This is a genomic window from Micromonospora noduli, assembly GCF_003264365.1.
In the GTDB taxonomy this organism is placed as follows: domain Bacteria; phylum Actinomycetota; class Actinomycetes; order Mycobacteriales; family Micromonosporaceae; genus Micromonospora; species Micromonospora noduli.
The window spans coordinates 1-18794 of sequence record NZ_PYAK01000026.1 but is presented as its reverse complement, the minus strand read 5'-3'; the positions used below and the strand labels follow the sequence as shown (position 1 = coordinate 18794).

Sequence of the window (18794 nt, the reverse complement as noted above, 5' to 3'; positions counted from 1 at the left end):
GTGCAGGGTGGGGCGGGGGTTAGTCGGTGGTGGGGCGGGTGGTGCGGCGGGCTGCTCGGGTGCGCCGGCTGGTGGGGGTCAGGTCCTCTGCCGCCGTTGCTTCGGTGGGACGGCCGGCGGGATCCGCGAGGTCCGGGTCCGTACGCGGGGCGGGAATCTGCGGTGCGGCGGTGGCGTCGCCCGGCAGCGAGCCCGTCCGAGGTGTCTGCGGTGGGGCGTCGGCCCTTCTGCGACGCGCTGAGGTTCCGGCCGTCGAGGCTGCGGTTTCGGCCGTCGAGCCGGAGACCGGCGGCGCGGGCTCGCTCTCGGCAATCGGGGCCGGGTCGGCCACCGTGTCCCGAGCGACCGCATCCAGCTCGGCCGAGCGGCTCTGTCCGGCCGGGCGGTTCCGTTCGCGTCGCTCGCCGAGGCGGGCGGCCAGCACCGAGCCGCCGATACCGGCGATCACCGCGTACGGGGCGATCAGCTGGGTGGACAGCTGCGCGGGGCCCAGCGTCGACCAGTGCGGCAGGGTGGTCAGGTAGGCGAGCGCGACGAGCACCGGGCCCGCCGCGCCGGAAGCCGCCGCACCCACGCGGTGCCCGCCCGAGCGGGCGGACCGCCGGGCGGCCAGTACGCCGATCAGCAGCGCGGGCACCAGTGCCAGCAGCGCACCGGGCCAGTAGAGCTGGCCCCCGATCCAGTACCGGGCGTGGTCCGGGTCGAACTGCCAGGTGCCGAGTTGCGCGCCGGTCAGCCCTCGTCCGACGCGTACCCCGTCGATCACGGAGATCACCGCGAGCAGCCAGAGCCAGGCGGCCGTCGCGGTCACGTTGACAGCGGCGGCTCGGGAGCGAAGCGCCCAGATCGCGACGAGGACGCCGATCAGGATGCCCAGCGTCGCCTGTACGGCGGCCGTCCGTTGCGGGGCGCCGGTGTCCGCGCCGGTCGCGACCCGCGCGGGTACCGCGATCAACAGCACCGTGACCAGCCCGCCCAGCCCGGCGCCAAGCGCCAGGGCCACCCGGCGCAGCAGGCCACCTCGGTCGTGGACCGGCGGCTCGGCCACCGGTGGTGGCGTGTCCACCGCCTCTGGCCGGGCGGTGTCGACGGCCGGTGGAGGCCCGTCGACCGGGCTCTCGTGCTCCGGCGCCTGATCGTCGAGCTGCGGGCCCTCGTGGCGGGCAACACCGGCGGGCGACGTTTCCGGAGAGATCACGCTCTTCGCCGGGACGTTCCGTTGGTGCAGCCGCTGCGCGCAGACCGCGCCGAGGACCGTCGAGCTGGCGGCGAGCCACGTGGCCCAGGCGAGGCCGTCCGCCCAGGCTGTGTCGGTCGCACCGGCATCGGTGGGCGTCCAGGTGATGACGCCGAGCCCGTAGCCGAAGCCCAGCTGTGCGGCACCCGCGCCGGCAGCGACCCCGATCGCCGTCGCGATCGACACTCCCCAGCCCTGTCTGGCCATGCCGGGCAGCGTAACGTCCCGTCGTCGGCGCGGCGAGTCGCAACGACCCGCCGGTATGGACCGCCGGTGCGGCGGATTGGGCGGCGGGCGGTACGGTCGCCGGTGATGAGGCGGTGGGCGTTATGACGGATACGAACACGGGCCAGCAGGGTGCCGCCGGTGGCGGTGCGGGCCGGGCCAGCGTCGTGCTCGGTGGTGGGTTGACGGCGGTGCTGCTCGCCGCGGTGGGCGCGACCGGCGGCTGGTTGCTGGCCGGCGAGGACGACGCACCCTCTGGTGATCCACTGGCCGTCGCGACCACGGCTGGCACGCCGACCAGCCGGAGCACCGCACCCCGACCGAGCAGCGGCCGACCGGCACCGTCGGCGGTCCAGACCTCCGCCACCTCGACCAAGGGGGCCGGCCTGACCGTGCCGCCGGTGATCGGCACCGACTTCGAGCAGGCCCGGGAGACGCTGCGCAAGCAGCGGCTGGGTTGGCGGCTGGTCTTCGGTGGCGGCGTCGGCCGTACGGTCGAGGGCACCACACCGGACGTGGGCACCGAGGTCGCCCGGGGGACGACTGTGCAGCTACAGGTCGCCGGGCCGGCGCCGGCCGCCGAGGTGCCGGACGTGGTCGGCAAGAGTTGCGCCGATGCCGCCGACGAGTTGGTCGACGAGGGCCTCTACCCGCGCTACGTCAGCGGACGCACTGGGAAGGTCAACCGGCAGGAGCCCGCCGAGGACGGCCCGGCCCGGTGGAACGACCAGGTCAGCATCTGGTGTGGGGCGGATTCCGGCGACCAGCCGACCACAAGACCCACGCCCTGATTCCGGGCCGGCGGGTCGGGTCTCCCGGCGGGTACCCGCCGCTCTGCCTCGACAGCAGCCGGCGCGGCTCGGCACGCTGATCCCCACTGATGGCGGTGTGGGCGACTAGGTTGGCGGTCGAGGGCCATGACGCCCGTCCGGGTTCGGGAAGGGACGTGCGATGAGCGACGACCGCCAGGAGCCGCCCGCCGGCGAGCACGACGACGACCGGACCCGGCCCCTGCCCTCCGCCGCCGATCGGCCGGCCCCGACCGGGCCCGCCGCCGACCGCCCGGCCCCGACCGGGCCCGCCGTCGACGGCCCGGAGCCGACGCAGCCGACGCCAGCCGCCGCCGACGAGACGGCACCGATCGACCGGACTGTTCCGGCTCGTCCCGACCAGTCGCCCGACCAGACCATGCCGATCGACCGGTCCGCTGGCACCCGGCCGGGTCCGCCGGCCGACCGCACGGCGCCGATACCGCCGGCGTGGTCCGGTCGGGCCGAGGTGCGCTCGCCCCGACCGGATGACGCCGGCGGTGAGTGGTACGTCGAGGAGCAGGGTGGTCGGCGGTGGTGGTTGCCGATCCTCTGGGGCGTACTGGCGCTGTTGCTCGCCGCCCTGCTCGGGGGCGCGCTCTGGTTGGTGCGCTCCCAGCAGGATGACGACCCGGACGATCCGGGGTCCACCCCGTCCCTTCCGCCGACCAGTGCCCCCAGCACCCCGCCGACCAGCGCAGCCCCCACGTCGGCGGCGCCCACCAGCGAGTCGCCGAGCAGTTCGCCGACGACGGACGCGCCGGACGAGCTGCCGGTGCCACCGCTCGCCGGCCTGCCGCAGGCCACCGCCGAGGGGCTGTTGGCTCGGCTCGGCCTGGCCTACCGGGTGGTGTACCGCCCGTCGGAGCTGCCACCGGGGACGGTGGTGGGAACCGAGCCGGAGGCGGGCACGTCGGTGTCGACCGACGACGAGGTGTTGTTGATCATCTCGCAGGCCGAGGCGCCGACCGGGGCGAGCCCGACCACGCCGAGCCCCACTGTGACGAGCACACCGTGACCGCTGGTCACCACATCCGGCGGCGGGTGCCGACGAGGCCGATGCCGGCCAGCGAGATGGCGAGGCCGAAGATGCCGGACCAGAAGAGGGAGCGGCGGATGTCCGTGGCGCTGTGCCCGGCCGGAGCGGCTTCGGTGAGTTCCTGACGGCCGTCGGACTGGCCGCCGGCACCAAGGCCGGACACCGGCCCGGTCGGGTCGGCGCCACCAGCGTGGTCGGCCGGGGAGTCGGTGTCGATCCAGCCGGGTTCCTCGTAGACCGACTGACCGTCGCCCGTCGGCGGGTCGGAGTCGAGCACGGTGATCTCCGGTGCGGGCACCGGTGCGGTCAGCCGGGTGGACGACATCGCCGGGTCGCGGACGAGGACCAGGAGTGTCGCCATCGCCCCGAGGAGGGCGAGGAGTCCGAAGGCATAGGCGATACGGGAGCGGTGGTGCCGCCGCAGGGCGGGCTGATTGACCATGACCATCCCAGGGTCAGGGTCCTGGACGAGCGGGTGGAACGGTGCCGGGGTGGGCGTACCGATTCTATGGCGACGGCACGCCCACCGGCGGCGGTTCGGGCCGGTCAGCCCACCCGGAGCGGGGTACGCGCGACCGGGCGGCGGGCCCGCACGGTGTGTGGGCGGGGTTCGGGGGCGGCCTGCAGTTGCTGCAGCCCTTCCCGCTGGACGAAGATCGACCGTCGGGTGACCGCGTCGCCCGCGGCGTTCAACTCGTAGCCGTCGAGCCAGAGCCAGCCGTCATAGGTCGGCCAGTCGAGCACCCGGATCACCCGGAACTTGATCGGCCTGAGGAACTGGACACTCGCCGCGCGTGTCACGTGCAGTACGTCACCGGTGCGGGGAAGCACATGGGCTCCTGGGGAGGATCGGCCGGCGGTTGCGCCGGCGGTGCCTGAACGGGGGACGTCTCGGCCGGTGACGGGGTCGTGCCTCGTGAACCGGTGGTGCGGATGGCGGTGGTCGGGCCGTACCTCGCTGGTGACGTGCCGCCACCCGACCACCACCCGGTTGCTTCCGGGAACGCGCCCGCCGCCGCAGCTTGCCGGCTTGCAGCGGCGGGGTCCTTACCCCGGAGCAGGTCGCGTTGTCGTCGGCCGGGCCCGCGCCGTGCCCGGTTTCCGCAGAGCGGTGGGGTCACCACTCCGAGGGACCGAACGGAGACGCTGAGTGATCCGTGCCATACGGACAGACTGCATCAGGGACGTGCTTGATGCAAGTTGCACGTCGACTTTTGCCGATACGTGAGCGTGTCGCGCGAAAGGCCTATTGAAGCCATCCGCGTCCGGGCGGCAGACTGGGGGCCGGTTTCGCCCGTCGCGGCCGGCCGAGGACCGGCACCATCCCCTTCGTCGCGAACGCTCGCCGGTCGACGGTCGCGCCCCCGGCGGGTGTCACCCAGTGGCGCGTTACCGGAGGTAGCCCGAGTGGGGTCGAGCAGCCAGCGGCGGGGACCAGTGACTCACGGGTTGCGCGATGAGTGAGCGGCGCAGTCCCACCATCAGACGGCGGCGGCTCGGAGCCGAGCTGCGCCGCCAGCGGGAGTCCGCCGGGATCACCATCGAGGTGGTCGCCGAACAGTTGGAGTGCTCGGCGTCGAAGGTCTCCCGGATCGAGACCGGGCACACCACTGCCACACCACGCGACGTGCGGGACATGCTGCGGATCTACGGGGTGGTCGGCGCCGAGAGCGACGAGCTCGTGCAGATCGCCCGGGAGGCCCGCCAGAAGGGCTGGTGGCACCCCTACAGCACGGTGCTCGTCGGCGCGTACGTCGGGCTGGAGGCGGCGGCCAGTTCGATCCGGGCGTACGAACAGCAGGTCGTTCCGGGTCTTCTGGAGACCGAGGAGTACGCCGGGGCCATGATCCGTGCCGCTCGGCCGGACTTCACCGCCGATCAGGTGCATCAAAGAGTGCGTGTCCGTTTGGGCCGTCAGTCGTTATTGACCCAGGACGATCCGGTCGATCTGTGGGTGGTGCTCGATGAGGCGGTGGTAAGTCGGCCGGTGGGCGGGGACGAGGTGATGCGCGGTCAACTCAAGCGGTTGGTTGAGGTGGCCGAGTTGCCGAACGTGACGCTGCAGATCCTGCCCTTCGAGGTGGGTGCGCATGCCGGCATGGACGGCACGTTCACGATCCTCAGCTTCCCTGAGCCCGGTGATCCGGATGTTGTGTACGCGGAGAACGCCACGGGTGGGCTCTTCCTCGAGAAGAGCGACGAACTACAGAAGTACAGCTTCATCTTCGATCACATCCGCGCTGCGGCCATACGTCCGGAGGAGTCCGTCGCACACATCGCAAAACTGGCAGAGGAGCCGTTGTGGAAATGGCGACCAAAGGGTTCCCCGTGGACCTGACGCAGGCAGCATGGTTCAAGAGCTCGAAGAGCGGGCCGAACTGTGACAACTGCGTGGAGGTGGCGTACGTGACGGGGGCGGTCGGAGTGCGGGACTCGAAGGACAAGGCGGGCCCCGCCCTGGTCTTCGCACCCGGTGACTGGCACTCCTTCGTTGCCGGCACCCGGGGTGGTGTGTTCGGCGCGGTCTGACCGACTGGTCAATGGAGTCCCCGTCCGGTTCGCCGGACGGGGACTCTGTCGTGTCCGCGGTAGGCGCGGCTGACGGCCCCGCCGCGGCGGGGCGGCGAGGTTCCGTCGGGATTCCCGTCGCCAGAGCGTCCCCGTCTCGTTGAACCGGTCGGTACGGCGCTGGTCGACGACCCGCCGCACCGACCCGCAACCGAGCGAGTAGGCGAGACGGATGACGACGATCGGTTCAGACAACCTCACCACCGGTCCGGCCAAGCCGGAGCGGTTCGGTGGCAAGTACCGCGGCGCTCGTCGGGACACGGTTCTGACCGAGGTGGTCTCGACCGACCAGGAGTTGAGCGGGCGGGAGGGTGCTTCCGAGACGACGGATCCTCCGCTCTCGCTGCCCTCACTGGACCCGAACCCGCTGATCGAGCCGTCGTTCCCGCCGACGGGCTGGCCGATGGAGCCGCCCCAGTCCCTGGCTGACCACCCGTTGCTGCGTGGTCTGCTGATGGAGTTGCCGCCGAAGGGCACAGTGCCCTCGCAGGACTGGCTGGACCGCTGGTTCGAGGCGACCAGGTCGATCCTGGAGCTGCTATACGTGCAGAGCGCCGGCCGCCCGCGCTGATCCTGCGACGGTGGGCTGGGCCCGCTCCGCGAAGCGGTTGTGGCGTAGCGCGTGCCGGACCCCGATGGCGATCACCGCGAGCGCGCCCACGGTGATCGCCGGCCCGGTGACGCCGGGGTCGGCTCCGAGGTCGGCGCCGGCGGCGGCGATCAACGCCGGCACCGTGGCCAGGGCGGTGACCTGGAGTGGCAGCCCGACGAGCGGGTGGGCCGCGGCGGCGCGCAGCCCGTGCGGCGCGGGGGTGGCGGGGGCACTGGCGAACGCGCCCGCACCGGCCCAAAGCCGGCGGATCCGTCGTACCGACCAGACCGTCGCCACGAGCGCCGGGCCGGCGGCCACTGTGAGCCCGGCGGCGGCCCGGTCGACCGGCGCGGTGCCGGCGCTGAGCAGCCCGCCGCCGAGTACGGCCGCGGTGAGCGCCACGCCGGTGAGGGCCAGCACCAGCAACCATCCGGTACGCCGACGCAGCATGCGGGTGTTGCGCAGCCGGGGAAGGCCGTCGGCAACGACGCCGGCGGCCAGCCAGACGGCGGCGACCGGGAGCAGGATGGTGAGCTGACTCTCCATGTTCGAGAGTCTTTCCCGAATCCTGGCGAGGCGAATCCGGGCGTGTCCCCCGTTCGCCCCGGACGCCGGGCCCGTAGGGGGGTCATCACTCGAAGGTATGGCCGTTTCGACATGTTCAACTGCCCGACGCCTGACTTACCCTCAGCTAGATCGGCGAGTGTCGATTGATGTTGGGACCGGTGGTCACGTTCCACTGCCGGTCAGAGGGAGGTAGGAAATGGGTCTTCCACGAAGGTCCGTACTGATCGGGGTGGCCGCGGCGACCGCGCTCGCCGTCGGTACCCCAGCCCTGGCCGCGGAACCCGTGGGTGTGGTTCGGGCCGCCGGCGGAGCCACCGCCGTGCCGGACAGCTACATCGTCGTACTCAAGGACAGCGCCGTGGCCCGGGACCGGGTCGGCGACACCGCGAAGCGGCTCTCCGGCCGCCACGGCGGCACGGTGGCCCGCACCTACGGTGCGGCGCTGCGCGGCTTCGAGGTCACTGTGAACGCGAGCGCGGCGGCGCGGATCGCGGCCGACCCGGCGGTGGCGTACGTCGAGCAGAACCACACCGTCTCGATCTCCGGCACGCAGGCCAACCCGCCCTCCTGGGGCCTCGACCGGATCGACCAGCGCAACCGACCGTTGGACAGCTCCTACACCTACCCGAACACGGCGAGCAACGTGCACGCCTACATCATCGACACCGGCATCCGGTTCTCCCACAACGACTTCGGCGGCCGGGCCACGTCCGGCTACGACGCGGTGGACGGCGGGTCGGCCGACGACTGCAACGGGCACGGCACGCACGTGGCCGGCACAGTCGGCGGGTCCGCGTACGGGGTGGCCAAGGGCGTCCAACTCGTCGGCGTACGGGTGCTGAACTGCTCCGGCAGTGGCACCAACGCGGGTGTGATCGGCGGCGTCGACTGGGTCACCGCGAACGCGATCAAGCCGGCGGTGGCGAACATGAGCCTCGGCGGCGGCGCGAACAGCTCACTGGACAACGCCGTCCGCAACTCGATCGCCTCGGGTGTCACGTACGGCCTGGCGGCCGGCAACGACAACGGCGCGAACGCCTGCAACACCTCGCCGGCGCGTACCACGGAAGCCATCACGGTGGGCTCGACGACCAACACGGACGCCCGGTCGTCGTTCTCCAACGTCGGCACCTGCCTGGACATCTTCGCGCCCGGCTCGTCGATCACCTCGGCCTGGTACAACAGCAACACCGCTACCAACACCATCAGCGGCACCTCGATGGCCACCCCGCACGTGGTCGGAGCGGCGGCCCTGGTGGCCAGCGCCAACCCGAGCTGGACCCCGGCTCAGGTCCGCAACCAACTGGTGGCCAACGCCACCCCCAACGTGGTGAGCAACCCCGGCTCGGGCTCGCCGAACCTGTTGCTCTACGTGGGCACCGGCAGCACCCCGCCGCCGCCCACCGGCTGCACCGGCACCAACGGCACCGACGTGTCGATCCCGGACGCCGGCTCGGCGGTGACCAGCTCGATCACCATCTCCGGCTGCGGTCGCAACGCCTCCTCGGCCTCCACCGTGGCGGTGAACATCGTGCACACCTACCGCGGTGACCTGGTCATCGACCTGCTCGCCCCGGACGGCAGCTCGTACCGGCTGAAGAACAGCAGCACCTCGGACAGCGCCGACAACGTGAACGCCACGTACACGGCCAACGTTTCCGGTGAGGCCGCCGACGGCATCTGGCGGCTCCAGGTGCGGGACACCTACTCGGCCGACACCGGCTACATCAACACCTGGACCCTGACCGTCTGACCAGTCTCCTACGACCGAGGCCCCCGCCCTCCTTGGGAAGGGGCCTCGTGCCGTGGGTGAGAACCACACTGCCTCGCTGCTTTCCCGAACCTTTCGTGCTGTAGCGGTAGTTCCTGCTCGGTGTGGCCAGCCGATCCTCCCGGGTCGGGATCGGTGCGCCAACAACGATCCGGTTTCCACTGACCGCGGACTGGCGGACGCCGATTAACCATGCCCGACAGGATCCGCCCCCGACAATGCTTGATGCCGTCTTAGCTGAAGTGGATTTGTGCGTCATTGGTGGGGAATGTCTGCGCAGGATCAAATGTTGCGGGACAACCGGACCTTTTGTTAGCCTCGATCAAGGCAACAGCCACTGTTCCTTTGAGGTAGCAAGGAGTGTGTTTCGGTTGAGATTTAGATTGTCTGCCAAACGCGCAGGAATTGTTTCGGCGCTGGTGGCTCTATCTGGCATGTTCATGGTGACGCCAGCGCAGGCTACTACCGCCTACGGCTGCGCCTATCCAGGCATCTGCTACTACCAGTACCACGAGTCATGGGTTGGCCACGACCCAGACGCACGCTACGTGGACACGTACTATCAGCGGCTCAGTTCGTCGGCCTATGACCCCAACTACGTTTACAACAGTCGTAATGACGATGGCGTGCTGCTCTACGCGGCTATTGACGGCGGCGGCTCACGGACCTTCTGCCTGTTTCCCAACCAGTATTACCGGGTAACTGGGGAAACGGTCTACGCCATGGACATTAAAGACGCGCCAAACTGCGCATATTAATGCCTGCCAGAAATTGGGGTTGCTCATCTCTGAGTTATTGGACAGGTGCGAGCAGGGGCTTGATCTGAACGAGCCGGGCGGTGGCGGTGGACCGCTCGGGTGGGATTAATGTCGACTCGCGAAGCTACTGGTCTGTCTGAGTAAGGGATGCCGTTGTTGCCCGGCACCACGGCCGCCTGGTGGGCGGGGTCGAGCCTGTAAAGGCGTCCGGTGGTCACCCTGGTGGTGCCACCGGACGCCTTCGGTCAGACCGAGAAGGTGGCCGGCCGCTCGGTGGCCGGCGCCGGCGGGCGGGCCTTCCACAGGCCGATCTTCTGCGCGGCGAGCCGGCTCAGGTAGGCCGGGTTGAGGATGACGTAGCGGCGCCAGAGCCGCTTCGGCTCCAGACCGAGGCGCCAGAACCACTCAAGGCCGGCACGCTGCATCCACGGCGGGGGCTGGCGCAGCAGGCCGGCGTGGTAGTCGAAGGCCGCGCCGACCGCCATCAGCGGCATGTCGAGCAGCGGCCGCATGGCGTACGCGAAGACCTCCTGGCGCGGGCAGCCGAGCCCGACCAGCACCAACCGGGCACCACTGGACCGGATCCGGTCGGCGATCTCGGCGTCCTCACCGGGCTGGACGGCACGGAACTTGGACGGCTCCACCCCGGCTATCTTCAGCGCCGGGAACATCCGCTCCAGGGCCGGGATCAACCGGGCGAGGGTCTCCTCGGTCGAGCCGTACAGGTAGACCGGTAGCCCCTCGTCAGCGAAGCGCGACAGCACGTGCAGGGTCAGGGTCGGCCCGTACACCCGGTCGCTGAGCCCGGTGTGGTGCAGCAGGTTGAGCGCCCACCGCACCGGCTGCCCGTCCGGCGTGACCACGTCGAAGGAGTTGAGCCGCGCGTTGTGCGCCGGGTCGAGCACCCCGGTCATCACACCGTGCACGGCCAACGCGGTCAGCGCGAGGGGACGCCGCTCGTGTGCCGCGGTCACCACCGCGTCGGTCGCTGTGGCGTAGTCGGTGGCGTCGACCAGGACGCCGAGCACGTTGCGCTTCGTCCGGGCGCTCATGGCTGGGCCACCCACTTGTCCACGTTGGCCTCGTAGATTTCCCGCAGGATCATCGGCACGTCGTAAGTGATCTCCCAGTCCGGATACTGCGCCTCGAACCGGGCCATGCTGCTCACGTACCACTGGTGGTCGCCGGTGCGGTTCTGCTCGACGTAGTTGATCCGCGCCTCCTGGCCGGTGATCTCCTCGGCGATCCGGAACGCCTCGATGTGCGAGGTGTTGGAGTGCCGGCCGCCACCGAGGTTGTAGACCTCCGCGGATCGCGGGGAGCGGAAGAACGCCTCGAACGCGGTCAGCACGTCGTGCGAGTGGATCGCGTCCCGGACCATCTTGCCCTTGTAGCCGAAGAGGTTGTACGTCCGGCCCTCCATGACGCAGCGCATCAGATAGGCCAGGAACCCGTGCAGCTCGGCTGCGGAGTGCGCCGGGCCGGTGAGCGTGCCGCCCCGGAAGCAGGCGGTCTTCATGTCGAAGTAGCGCCCGTACTCCTGGACCATCACGTCCGCGGCGACCTTGGAGGCGCCGAAGACCGAGTGCAGCGAGTGGTCGATCGACATCTCTTCGGTGATGCCCTGGTACCAGCGGTGGTCCTCGGGCAGCTCGTACCGGGTCTCCAGCTCGATGAGCGGCAGGCTGTTGGGCCGGTCGCCGTACACCTTGTTGGTCGAGCAGTGGATGAACGGCGCGTCGATCGCGTGCCGGCGGGTGTTCTCCAGGATGTTGAGCGTGCCGCCGGCGTTCACGTCGAAGTCCGTGTACGGCTCTTTGGCTGCCCAGTCATGGCTCGGCTGGGCAGCGCTGTGGATCACCACGGCGATGTCCGAGCCGTACTTCTTGAACACCTGCTCCAGGCCGTCCCGGTCCCGGATGTCCACCGCGAAGTGGGTGTACGCGTTACCCAGGTCACGGCCGAGCCGTTCCAGGCTCCACGAGGTGGAGCCGTCCTCGCCGAAGAAGTACCGGCGCATGTCGTTGTCGATGCCGACGACATCCAGACCGAGGCCGGCGAAATGCCGGACCGCCTCGGAGCCGATCAGACCACCCGACCCTGTCACCAACGCGACACTCACACGCCACTCCTGGTCCATCGGAGGCAGAATCCATCGGAGCATAGCGTGACGTCCAGCACGCCCCGATATGACGGAAGGGCCCCGCATAAAGCGGAGCCCTCGTCGGTGGTGGGGATGGGGGGAGTTGAACCCCCACGCCCTTTCGGGCACACGGACCTGAACCGTGCGCGTCTGCCATTCCGCCACATCCCCGTGGCACAACCCGGAACACTCTAGCCGCCCGGCCCCGCTGTCTCCAACGGGCCTCGGGAATACTACGCTGTCCCTGGCGCTCGCCACGAGCGATTACCGTTCGTGGCGGACGAAAGATTAGCACGACAGTCGCGGCCCTTCCGAACGGGTCGAGAGCAGCCGGCCGAGCGGCGTGTGAGCTGCGCGCGCGCCGGCCGGATACCATCATGTCCTCGGGACCCGAGGAGGAGCCGGTGAGCGTGCTGCAACGCTTCGAGAAGCGTCTGGAAGGCCTGGTCGAAGGGGCCTTTGCCAAGGTCTTCAAAGGGGTGGTCCACCCCGTGGAGATCCTCAACGCCATGCAGCGGGAGGCCGAGGCGCACAAGGCGATCCTGGCCGGTGGGCGCACGTTGGTGCCCAACCGCTACGTGATCGATCTCTCGCCGTTCGACCACAGTCGGCTGGCGCCGTACGCCGCCGCGCTGGCCCAGGAGTTGGCCCAGTCGCAGGCGGAGTTCATCGGCGAGCAGGCGTGGACGGTCTACGGCGACGTGATCGTCGAGATCGAGCGAGGCGAGGGTCTGGACACGGGCATGTTCCGTGTCACGGCCGAGGTCTACACCGGTGGCGAGGTCGCCCCGGTGTCGGCGCCCGGCTACGACGCCGGCCCGCCCGCCTACCCCGCGTACGACCAGGGCGGTGGCTACGGCCCGCCGCCCGGGCACGGTGGCGGTCGCAACGTGCGGCTGGTCTCCGGCGACGGGCGTACCTACCCCCTCCAGATGGGGTCGACGGTGATCGGTCGCGGCGACCAGGCCAACCTGCGTCTGCCCGACGTCGGCATCTCCCGGCGACACGCCCGGCTGGATTTCGACGGCGGCCAGGTCGTGTTGACCGACCTGGGTTCGACCAACGGCACCATGGTGAACGGGCAGCGGGTCTCCGCCGTCGCGCTCAACCCCGGTGACATGGTCCAGCTCGGGACGACGACGCTGACCTTCCGCGTGGACGGCTGACCCGCCTTGCCGGAACTGGTCATCACCGTTGCCCGGTTCGGGTTCCTGATCCTGCTGTGGATCTTCGTGTTCACGGTGGTCGGTGTGATCCGCAGGGACCTCTTCGCGGGCGCCCGGTCCGGTCGTCTGGTGGCCGCGCCGCGCGCCGTGGGCGCCTCGACGGGGCAGGCGGCCAAGCCAGCGAAGGTGAAACGGGGCAGAGCGGCGCATCAACTGGTGGTGACGGCCGGTCAGTTGGCCGGCACCAAAATCACTCTCGGTGAAGCGCAGATCACCATCGGTCGGGCTGAGGACTCCACCCTGGTCATCACCGACGACTACGCCTCCGCGCGACACGCCCGGCTCGTGCCGCGTGAAGGGCAGTGGTACGTCGAGGACCTCGGCTCGACTAACGGCACGTACCTCGATCGCGCTAAGGTCTCCGGACCAACCCCCGTCCCCCTCGGCGTGCCGATCCGGATCGGCCGCACTTCCCTCGAATTACGGCCATGACTCTGACCCTGCGCTATGCGGCCCACAGCGACCGCGGTCTGATCCGAGACGGCAATCAAGACTCCGTCTACGCCGGGCCGCGGTTACTCGCCGTTGCCGACGGCATGGGCGGTATGGCCGCCGGTGACGTCGCCAGCAACATCGTCATCGGTGCCATGGCGCCGCTCGACGAGGACGTCCCGGGGGACGCTCTCGTCGATGCGTTGCGTTCGGCCGTGGGCACCGCCAACCAACAACTCCGCGACACGGTGGACGCCAACCCACAGCTGGAGGGGATGGGCACCACGCTGACGGCGACCCTCTTCACCGGCAGCAAGCTGGGGATGGTCCACATTGGCGACTCGCGGGCCTACCTGCTGCGCAATGGCGAGTTCGCGCAGATCACCAAGGACGACACCTACGTCCAGATGCTGGTCGACGAAGGCCGGATCAGCGCCGAGGAGGCGAGCAGTCACCCGCAGCGGTCGCTGCTCACCCGCGCCCTCGACGGTCGGGACATCGACCCGGAATACTCGGTCCGCCAGGTCATGCCCGGCGACCGGTACCTGATCTGCAGCGACGGCCTCTCGGGCGTGGTCAGCGCCGAAACCATCGGCGAGACCCTGCGGGAGTACACCGACCCGCAGCAGTGCGTCGAACGGCTGGTGCAGCTCGCGCTGCGCGGCGGTGGGCCGGACAACATCACGGTGATCATCGCCGACGCCACGGACCAGGACATCGTCGAGGCGACCCCGATCGTGGGCGGCGCCGCCGCCCGGGACCGGGGCATGGCGACCTCCGCCGACGACTCGACTCCGGCCGCCCGAGCCTCGGCGCTCTCCGCGCCGCGTCCGGCCGCGCCCGAGGAGCCGGCGGCCTCCGACGATGACGCCGACCGGCCCAAGCGACGCCCGGTCCGGACCGCCGCCATGGCGCTGGCCCTGCTGGTGATCGTCGGCGGTGCGGCGTTCGGTGGTTGGACCTACACCCAGCGGCAGTACTACGTGGGAGCCACCGAAGAGGGCCAGGTTGCCGTCTTCCGCGGTGTCCAGGGTCAGATCGCCGGGATGGACCTGTCCAGCGTGCACCGCCGCAGCGGCACCCGGCTGGACGACCTCACGGTCGCCGCACAGGACACGGTCAAGGTCGGCATCAGGGCCAAGAGTGAGCCGGACGCCGAGCGTCAGCTCGCCGAGCTGACCAGCGACACGCCGAGCAACCCCAACCTGAAGCCGCTCTGCCCGCTCGACCCGACCGCCGCCGGGGTCAACACGCCGACGCCGACGCCGACCCCGGTCGGTTCGACGCCGACCCCGAACGGCAGCCCGAGCGCCAACGCGTCGCCGACCCCCAACGGGGTCGTCAGCGCAAGCCCGACCGCCGGTGCCACCACCGCTCTCGGTGGGGCCGGCGCGACCACCACACCCGACGTCACGCCCTCCGACTCGGCCACGCCGGCGCTCGACCCGGCCGGCTGCCGGTCTCCTGAGTGAGCGTCGGCTGAGATCCTGAGGACCCCACCCGTGACCGTAGCGGCCACACCGGCACCCTCGCCCGCCACCGCGGGCGAGCAATCCGGCGTACGCCTGGCGCGGTCGCGCCGCAACGCCGAGCTGTACCTGCTGTTGCTCGCGATGGTGCTGGTGGCCGCGTACGGGGCGACCGTCGAGGCGAACCTGCTGGACACGGTCACCCCGGACTTCTGGATGCCGGCCGCCGCGCTCGGCGCGGTCTTCCTCGGCCTGCACCTGGTCATCCGGTTCCTCGCCCCGTTCGCCGACCCGGCGCTGCTGCCGGCGGTGGCCCTGCTCAACGGGCTCGGGGTGGGCTTCCTGCGCCGGATCGACCTGGGCGACGCCCCGGTGGCCGAGCGGGAGAGCCTGGCCGTCTTCGCGGGGCAGGGCGGGCGTCAGCTGGCCTGGACGCTCGGTGCGGTGATCCTCGCCGCCGCCCTGCTCGCGATCATGCGCGACCACCGGTCGATCTCGCGGTACGCGTACACCCTGGGGTTGGCCGGCATCGTGCTGGTGATGATCCCGGCGGTGCTGCCGTCGAGCATCTCCGAGATCAACGGCGCGAAGCTGTGGGTCCGGGTCGGCAGCTTCTCCATCCAGCCGGGTGAGTTCGCCAAGCTGGCGCTGCTGGTCTTCTTCGCCTACTACCTGGTGCGCAAGCGTGAGGTGCTGTCGCTGGCCAGCCGGCGCTTCCTCGGCATCGACTTCCCGCGTGGCCGCGACCTCGGTCCGGTGGTCGGCGTCTGGCTGATCAGCGTCCTGGTGCTGGTCTTCGAGAAGGACCTGGGCACCTCGCTGCTCTACTTCGGCATGTTCGTGGTGACGCTCTACATCGCCACCGAACGGGTCAGCTGGCTGCTGATCGGCCTGGTCCTCTTCTTCGGCGGCGCGTACCTCGCCTACGTCCTCGGCTCGACGGTCGGCGGGCCGTTCGCCAACTTCTACGTGCGGGCGGAGATCTGGCTCGACCCGTTCGCCGACCCGACCAACAAGGGCTACCAACTCGTGCAGGGCCTGCTGGCCCTGGGCACTGGCGGGCTCTTCGGTGCGGGGCCGGGCGGCGGTCAGCCGGAGATCCTGCCCGAGGTGCAGAACGACTTCATCTTCGCCGGCATCGGTGAGGAAATCGGCCTCTTCGGCCTGTCCGCGCTGCTGGTCGTCTACCTGCTCATCGTGGAGCGCGGGCTGCGTGCCGCGCTCGCGGTACGGGACTCGTTCGGCAAGCTGCTCGCCGGCGGTCTCGCGTTCACCCTCGGCCTCCAGGTCTTCGTGATCGTCGGCGGGATCAGCAAGCTCATCCCGTTGACCGGTCAGACCACCCCGTTCCTGTCCGCCGGCGGGTCGTCGCTGATGGCCAACTGGCTGCTCATCGCGGTGCTGCTGCGGGTCTCCGACGGCGCCCGCCGACCGGTGACCGGAGGAGGCGGCGGCAAGGCGGCTCGTCCCAGCGGCGGCCCGCCCGAGCAGCTGCACGGTGCTCCCACGGAGGTGATCAAGCCGTGAACGCACCCCTGCGCCGCGTTGGCGTCGTCGTCATGGTCCTGTTCGGTCTGCTCTTCGCCAACCTCAACTGGATCCAGGCCTACAAGGCGGACGAATACCGGACCAGCGACTACAACGGTCGGGTCCAGGTCGCCGAGTACGACCGCAAGCGCGGCAACATCGAGGCTGGCGGCACGGCCGTGGCCACGAGCAAGGAGACCACCGGCAACCTGAAGTTCCGGCGCACCTATCCCAGCGGCGCCAAGTACGCCCACGTGCTCGGCTACAAGCCGGTCAACCTGGCCGACCAGGGCATCGAGCAGGTGGAGAACGACTTCCTGGCCGGCACCAGCGACCAGCTGATCGGCGACCGGTTGAAGGACATGTTCACCGGCGACGACACCGGCGGCGGCAACGTGCTGCTCACACTCTCCAAGCGGGCCCAGGACGTGGCGTACGACCAGCTGCGCAACAACGAGGTGGGTGCGAAGCGGGGCGCGGCGATCGCCATCGACCCGCGCAGCGGTGCCATCCAGGCGCTGGTCTCCATGCCGAGCTTCGACCCGAACCCGCTGGCCAGCCACGACACCAACGAGGCAGCGGCGGCGTACAACAAGCTGGAGAAGGACCCGGCCGAACCGCTGAAGAACCGCGCGCTGGCCGAGACGCTGCCGCCGGGCTCCACCTTCAAGATCGTGGTGGCGGCGGCGGCACTGGAGAACGGCGTGACCAAGACGACCGAGATCCCGGCCAGTTCCAGTTGGACCCCGCCGACCTCGGGCACCCCGATCCGCAACGCCGATCCGTCGATCTGCCCGACTCGGCAGGTCACCCTGCTGGAGGCGGTCACCGAGTCGTGCAACACCGGCTTCGCCCAGCTCGGTGTGCGGCTCGGCGCCGAGACTGTCAAGGAGAAGGCCCGGCAGTTCGGTTTCGAGCAGGAGGACCTGACCGTTGGCCAGCTCGGCGAGGGCGGCCTGCCCACGGCTGCCAGTCGGACCGGGACCATGCAGAACCAGGACGGCAGCACCGACCCGGCCGCACTGGCCCAGTCCTCGATCGGCCAGAACAACGTTCGGATGACGCCCCTCGAAGGCGCCATGATCGCCGGTTCGATCGCCAACAACGGCAGCCAGATGCGGCCGTACCTGGTGCGGCAGCTGCTCGCTCCCGACCGGACCACCAGCTACTACACTGCCGATGCGCGGAAGCTGCGCCAGCCCGTCGAGCCGCAGGTCGCCACCGACCTGCGCGAGATGATGGTCAGCGTGGTGCAGAAGGGCACCGGGCGGAAGGCCGCGATCAACGGCTACACGGTCGGCGGCAAGACCGGCACCGCCCAGTCCGCCCCGGATCGGCCCGACCACGGCTGGTTCATCGGCTTCGCCCTGGACAAGAACGGCAACCCGGTCTCCGCTGTCTGCGTCGTCCTGGAGCAGGCCGGCCCCGGCGGTAGCGGCGAGGCCGCTCGGATCGCCGGCCAGATCATGAAGGCCGCCATCGCCGACCCAGGGGGTCGCTGACATGCTCAGCCCCGGTGTGCGGCTCGGCAACCGCTACCGTCTCGACGAGCGGATCGCCAGCGGCGGCATGGGCGACGTCTGGCGCGGCACCGACCAGGTGCTCGGCCGGACGGTGGCGGTGAAGAGCCTGCTCCCCGCCCTGCTCGACGACCCGGACTTCGGTGAGCGGTTCCGCGGCGAGGCTCGCACCATGGCCACCATCAACCATCCCGGCGTGGTGGACGTCTACGACTTCGGCAACGACCAGCAGATCGCCTTCCTGGTCATGGAGTACGTCGAGGGTGACGCCCTGTCGTCCACGTTGAGCCGGGTCGGCCGGCTCACCCCGGCGCGGACGATGGCCCTCGTCGCGCAGGCCGCCGACGCGCTGCACGCCGCCCACGAGAAGGGCATCGTGCACCGCGACGTGAAGCCGGGCAACCTACTGGTCCGGCCGAACGGCACGCTGGTGCTCACCGACTTCGGCATCGCCCGCTCCGACATGGTCGGCCAGCTCACCGCCGCCGGTTCGGTGCTCGGCACCGCCTCGTACATCTCACCGGAGCAGGCCACCGGCGGCGTGGCCACCCCGGCGTCCGACGTGTACGCCCTCGGCGTGGTCGCCTACCAGTGCCTGGCCGGTCGGCGGCCGTTCGAGGGCGACAACCCCCTCGACATCGCGATGCGGCACGTCCGGGAGACGCCCCGGCCACTGCCGGCCGACATTCCTCCGCAGGTGCGCGCCCTTGTCGAACGGGCGTTGGCAAAGGACCCGGCCGCCCGCTGGCCGAGCGCCGCCGCACTCGCCGGGGTCGCCCGTCAGCTCAAGGCCGCGCTCTCCCAGCAGGCCCGGGCCGGCGCCAACTCCGGGCCGGTCTCCGCGGCGCCCGCCTCACCCGCCGCGCCCGGCCGGGCCCAGGTGCCGCAGGCGCACCAGATGCGACCGCCGA

19 protein-coding genes and 1 tRNA gene are annotated in these 18794 nt (G+C 70.5%); 13 read left to right on the top strand and 7 right to left on the bottom strand.

What is annotated here, in order from left to right; translation table 11 throughout:
- Positions 1-19: 19 nt before the first annotated feature.
- On the bottom strand, positions 20-1444 hold the full coding sequence (locus GUI43_RS19880; RefSeq protein WP_112699489.1) for a hypothetical protein: 1425 nt from the start codon (positions 1442-1444) through the stop codon (positions 20-22).
- A gap of 122 nt (positions 1445-1566) precedes the next feature.
- On the opposite strand from GUI43_RS19880, the gene GUI43_RS19875 reads away from it, so the two are divergent.
- Both GUI43_RS19875 and GUI43_RS19870 read left to right on the top strand, forming a co-directional pair.
- Positions 1567-2253 carry a PASTA domain-containing protein gene (locus GUI43_RS19875; protein ID WP_112699488.1) on the top strand — a complete coding sequence of 229 codons (687 nt, stop codon included), beginning with the start codon at positions 1567-1569 and terminating at the stop codon, positions 2251-2253.
- Between the two features lie 160 nt (positions 2254-2413).
- A complete protein-coding gene (locus GUI43_RS19870) occupies positions 2414-3289 on the top strand; it encodes a PASTA domain-containing protein (RefSeq protein WP_112583973.1) in 876 nt (291 codons plus the stop codon).
- Positions 3290-3296: 7 nt separating this feature from the next.
- On the opposite strand, the gene GUI43_RS19865 is transcribed toward GUI43_RS19870, so the two are convergent.
- Positions 3297-3758, bottom strand: a complete 462-nt coding sequence (locus tag GUI43_RS19865; protein WP_112583974.1) for a hypothetical protein — start codon at positions 3756-3758, stop codon at positions 3297-3299.
- A 98-nt stretch (positions 3759-3856) separates the two neighbouring features.
- Positions 3857-4141: a hypothetical protein gene (locus GUI43_RS19860; RefSeq protein ID WP_091396374.1), complete on the bottom strand. Its 285-nt coding sequence runs from the start codon at positions 4139-4141 to the stop codon at positions 3857-3859.
- Between the two features lie 625 nt (positions 4142-4766).
- Between GUI43_RS19860 and GUI43_RS19855 the strand changes: the two genes are divergently transcribed.
- From GUI43_RS19855 to GUI43_RS19845, 3 genes are all read left to right on the top strand, one after another.
- Positions 4767-5648 carry a helix-turn-helix domain-containing protein gene (locus tag GUI43_RS19855; RefSeq protein WP_091396372.1) on the top strand — a complete coding sequence of 294 codons (882 nt, stop codon included), beginning with the start codon at positions 4767-4769 and terminating at the stop codon, positions 5646-5648.
- On the top strand, positions 5618-5839 hold the full coding sequence (locus GUI43_RS19850) for a DUF397 domain-containing protein (protein WP_091396369.1): 222 nt from the start codon (positions 5618-5620) through the stop codon (positions 5837-5839). Before GUI43_RS19855 ends, GUI43_RS19850 begins: the two co-directional genes overlap by 31 nt.
- 211 nt (positions 5840-6050) lie before the next feature.
- On the top strand, positions 6051-6449 hold the full coding sequence (locus GUI43_RS19845) for a hypothetical protein (protein ID WP_112583975.1): 399 nt from the start codon (positions 6051-6053) through the stop codon (positions 6447-6449).
- On the opposite strand, the gene GUI43_RS19840 is transcribed toward GUI43_RS19845, so the two are convergent.
- Positions 6417-7016 carry a hypothetical protein gene (locus GUI43_RS19840; protein WP_112699487.1) on the bottom strand — a complete coding sequence of 200 codons (600 nt, stop codon included), beginning with the start codon at positions 7014-7016 and terminating at the stop codon, positions 6417-6419. The two genes, GUI43_RS19845 and GUI43_RS19840, sit on opposite strands and share 33 nt — an antisense overlap.
- 217 nt (positions 7017-7233) lie before the next feature.
- Here GUI43_RS19840 and GUI43_RS19835 point away from each other — a divergent pair, with 217 nt between their 5' ends.
- Complete coding sequence (locus tag GUI43_RS19835) at positions 7234-8790, top strand: S8 family peptidase (RefSeq protein ID WP_112699486.1); 1557 nt, start codon at positions 7234-7236, stop codon at positions 8788-8790.
- 236 nt (positions 8791-9026) lie between these two features.
- Complete coding sequence (locus GUI43_RS33505) at positions 9027-9566, top strand: hypothetical protein (RefSeq protein WP_146754736.1); 540 nt, start codon at positions 9027-9029, stop codon at positions 9564-9566.
- A gap of 245 nt (positions 9567-9811) precedes the next feature.
- Here GUI43_RS33505 and GUI43_RS19825 read toward each other — a convergent pair whose 3' ends face one another.
- The 3 genes from GUI43_RS19825 to GUI43_RS19815 form a co-directional block, all read right to left on the bottom strand.
- Entirely contained in the window at positions 9812-10618 is an 807-nt protein-coding gene (locus GUI43_RS19825; RefSeq protein WP_112584015.1) for a WecB/TagA/CpsF family glycosyltransferase, read from the bottom strand.
- The gene (locus tag GUI43_RS19820) at positions 10615-11730 is read right to left on the bottom strand and encodes an NAD-dependent epimerase/dehydratase family protein (protein ID WP_181518397.1); all 1116 of its coding nucleotides are present in this window, start codon (positions 11728-11730) and stop codon (positions 10615-10617) included. The genes GUI43_RS19825 and GUI43_RS19820 overlap by 4 nt, the downstream gene beginning before the upstream one ends.
- Positions 11731-11794: 64 nt before the next feature.
- Positions 11795-11880 (bottom strand) — tRNA-Leu (locus GUI43_RS19815).
- A gap of 206 nt (positions 11881-12086) precedes the next feature.
- Between GUI43_RS19815 and GUI43_RS19810 the strand changes: the two genes are divergently transcribed.
- The 6 genes from GUI43_RS19810 to GUI43_RS19785 form a co-directional block, all read left to right on the top strand.
- Positions 12087-12875, top strand: a complete 789-nt coding sequence (locus tag GUI43_RS19810; protein WP_007454122.1) for an FHA domain-containing protein — start codon at positions 12087-12089, stop codon at positions 12873-12875.
- Between the two features lie 6 nt (positions 12876-12881).
- Positions 12882-13367, top strand: a complete 486-nt coding sequence (locus GUI43_RS19805; RefSeq protein ID WP_030487599.1) for an FHA domain-containing protein FhaB/FipA — start codon at positions 12882-12884, stop codon at positions 13365-13367.
- Complete coding sequence (locus GUI43_RS19800) at positions 13364-14839, top strand: PP2C family protein-serine/threonine phosphatase (protein ID WP_112583979.1); 1476 nt, start codon at positions 13364-13366, stop codon at positions 14837-14839. The genes GUI43_RS19805 and GUI43_RS19800 overlap by 4 nt, the downstream gene beginning before the upstream one ends.
- Positions 14840-14869: 30 nt before the next feature.
- Positions 14870-16363 carry an FtsW/RodA/SpoVE family cell cycle protein gene (locus tag GUI43_RS19795; protein WP_112601214.1) on the top strand — a complete coding sequence of 498 codons (1494 nt, stop codon included), beginning with the start codon at positions 14870-14872 and terminating at the stop codon, positions 16361-16363.
- Positions 16360-17865, top strand: coding sequence for a peptidoglycan D,D-transpeptidase FtsI family protein (locus GUI43_RS19790; RefSeq protein ID WP_112699485.1), 1506 nt, complete (start codon positions 16360-16362; stop codon positions 17863-17865). The genes GUI43_RS19795 and GUI43_RS19790 overlap by 4 nt, the downstream gene beginning before the upstream one ends.
- 1 nt (position 17866) lies before the next feature.
- Positions 17867-18794 (top strand): serine/threonine-protein kinase (locus GUI43_RS19785; protein ID WP_112699484.1); only part of this gene is annotated, 928 nt, incomplete at its 3' end.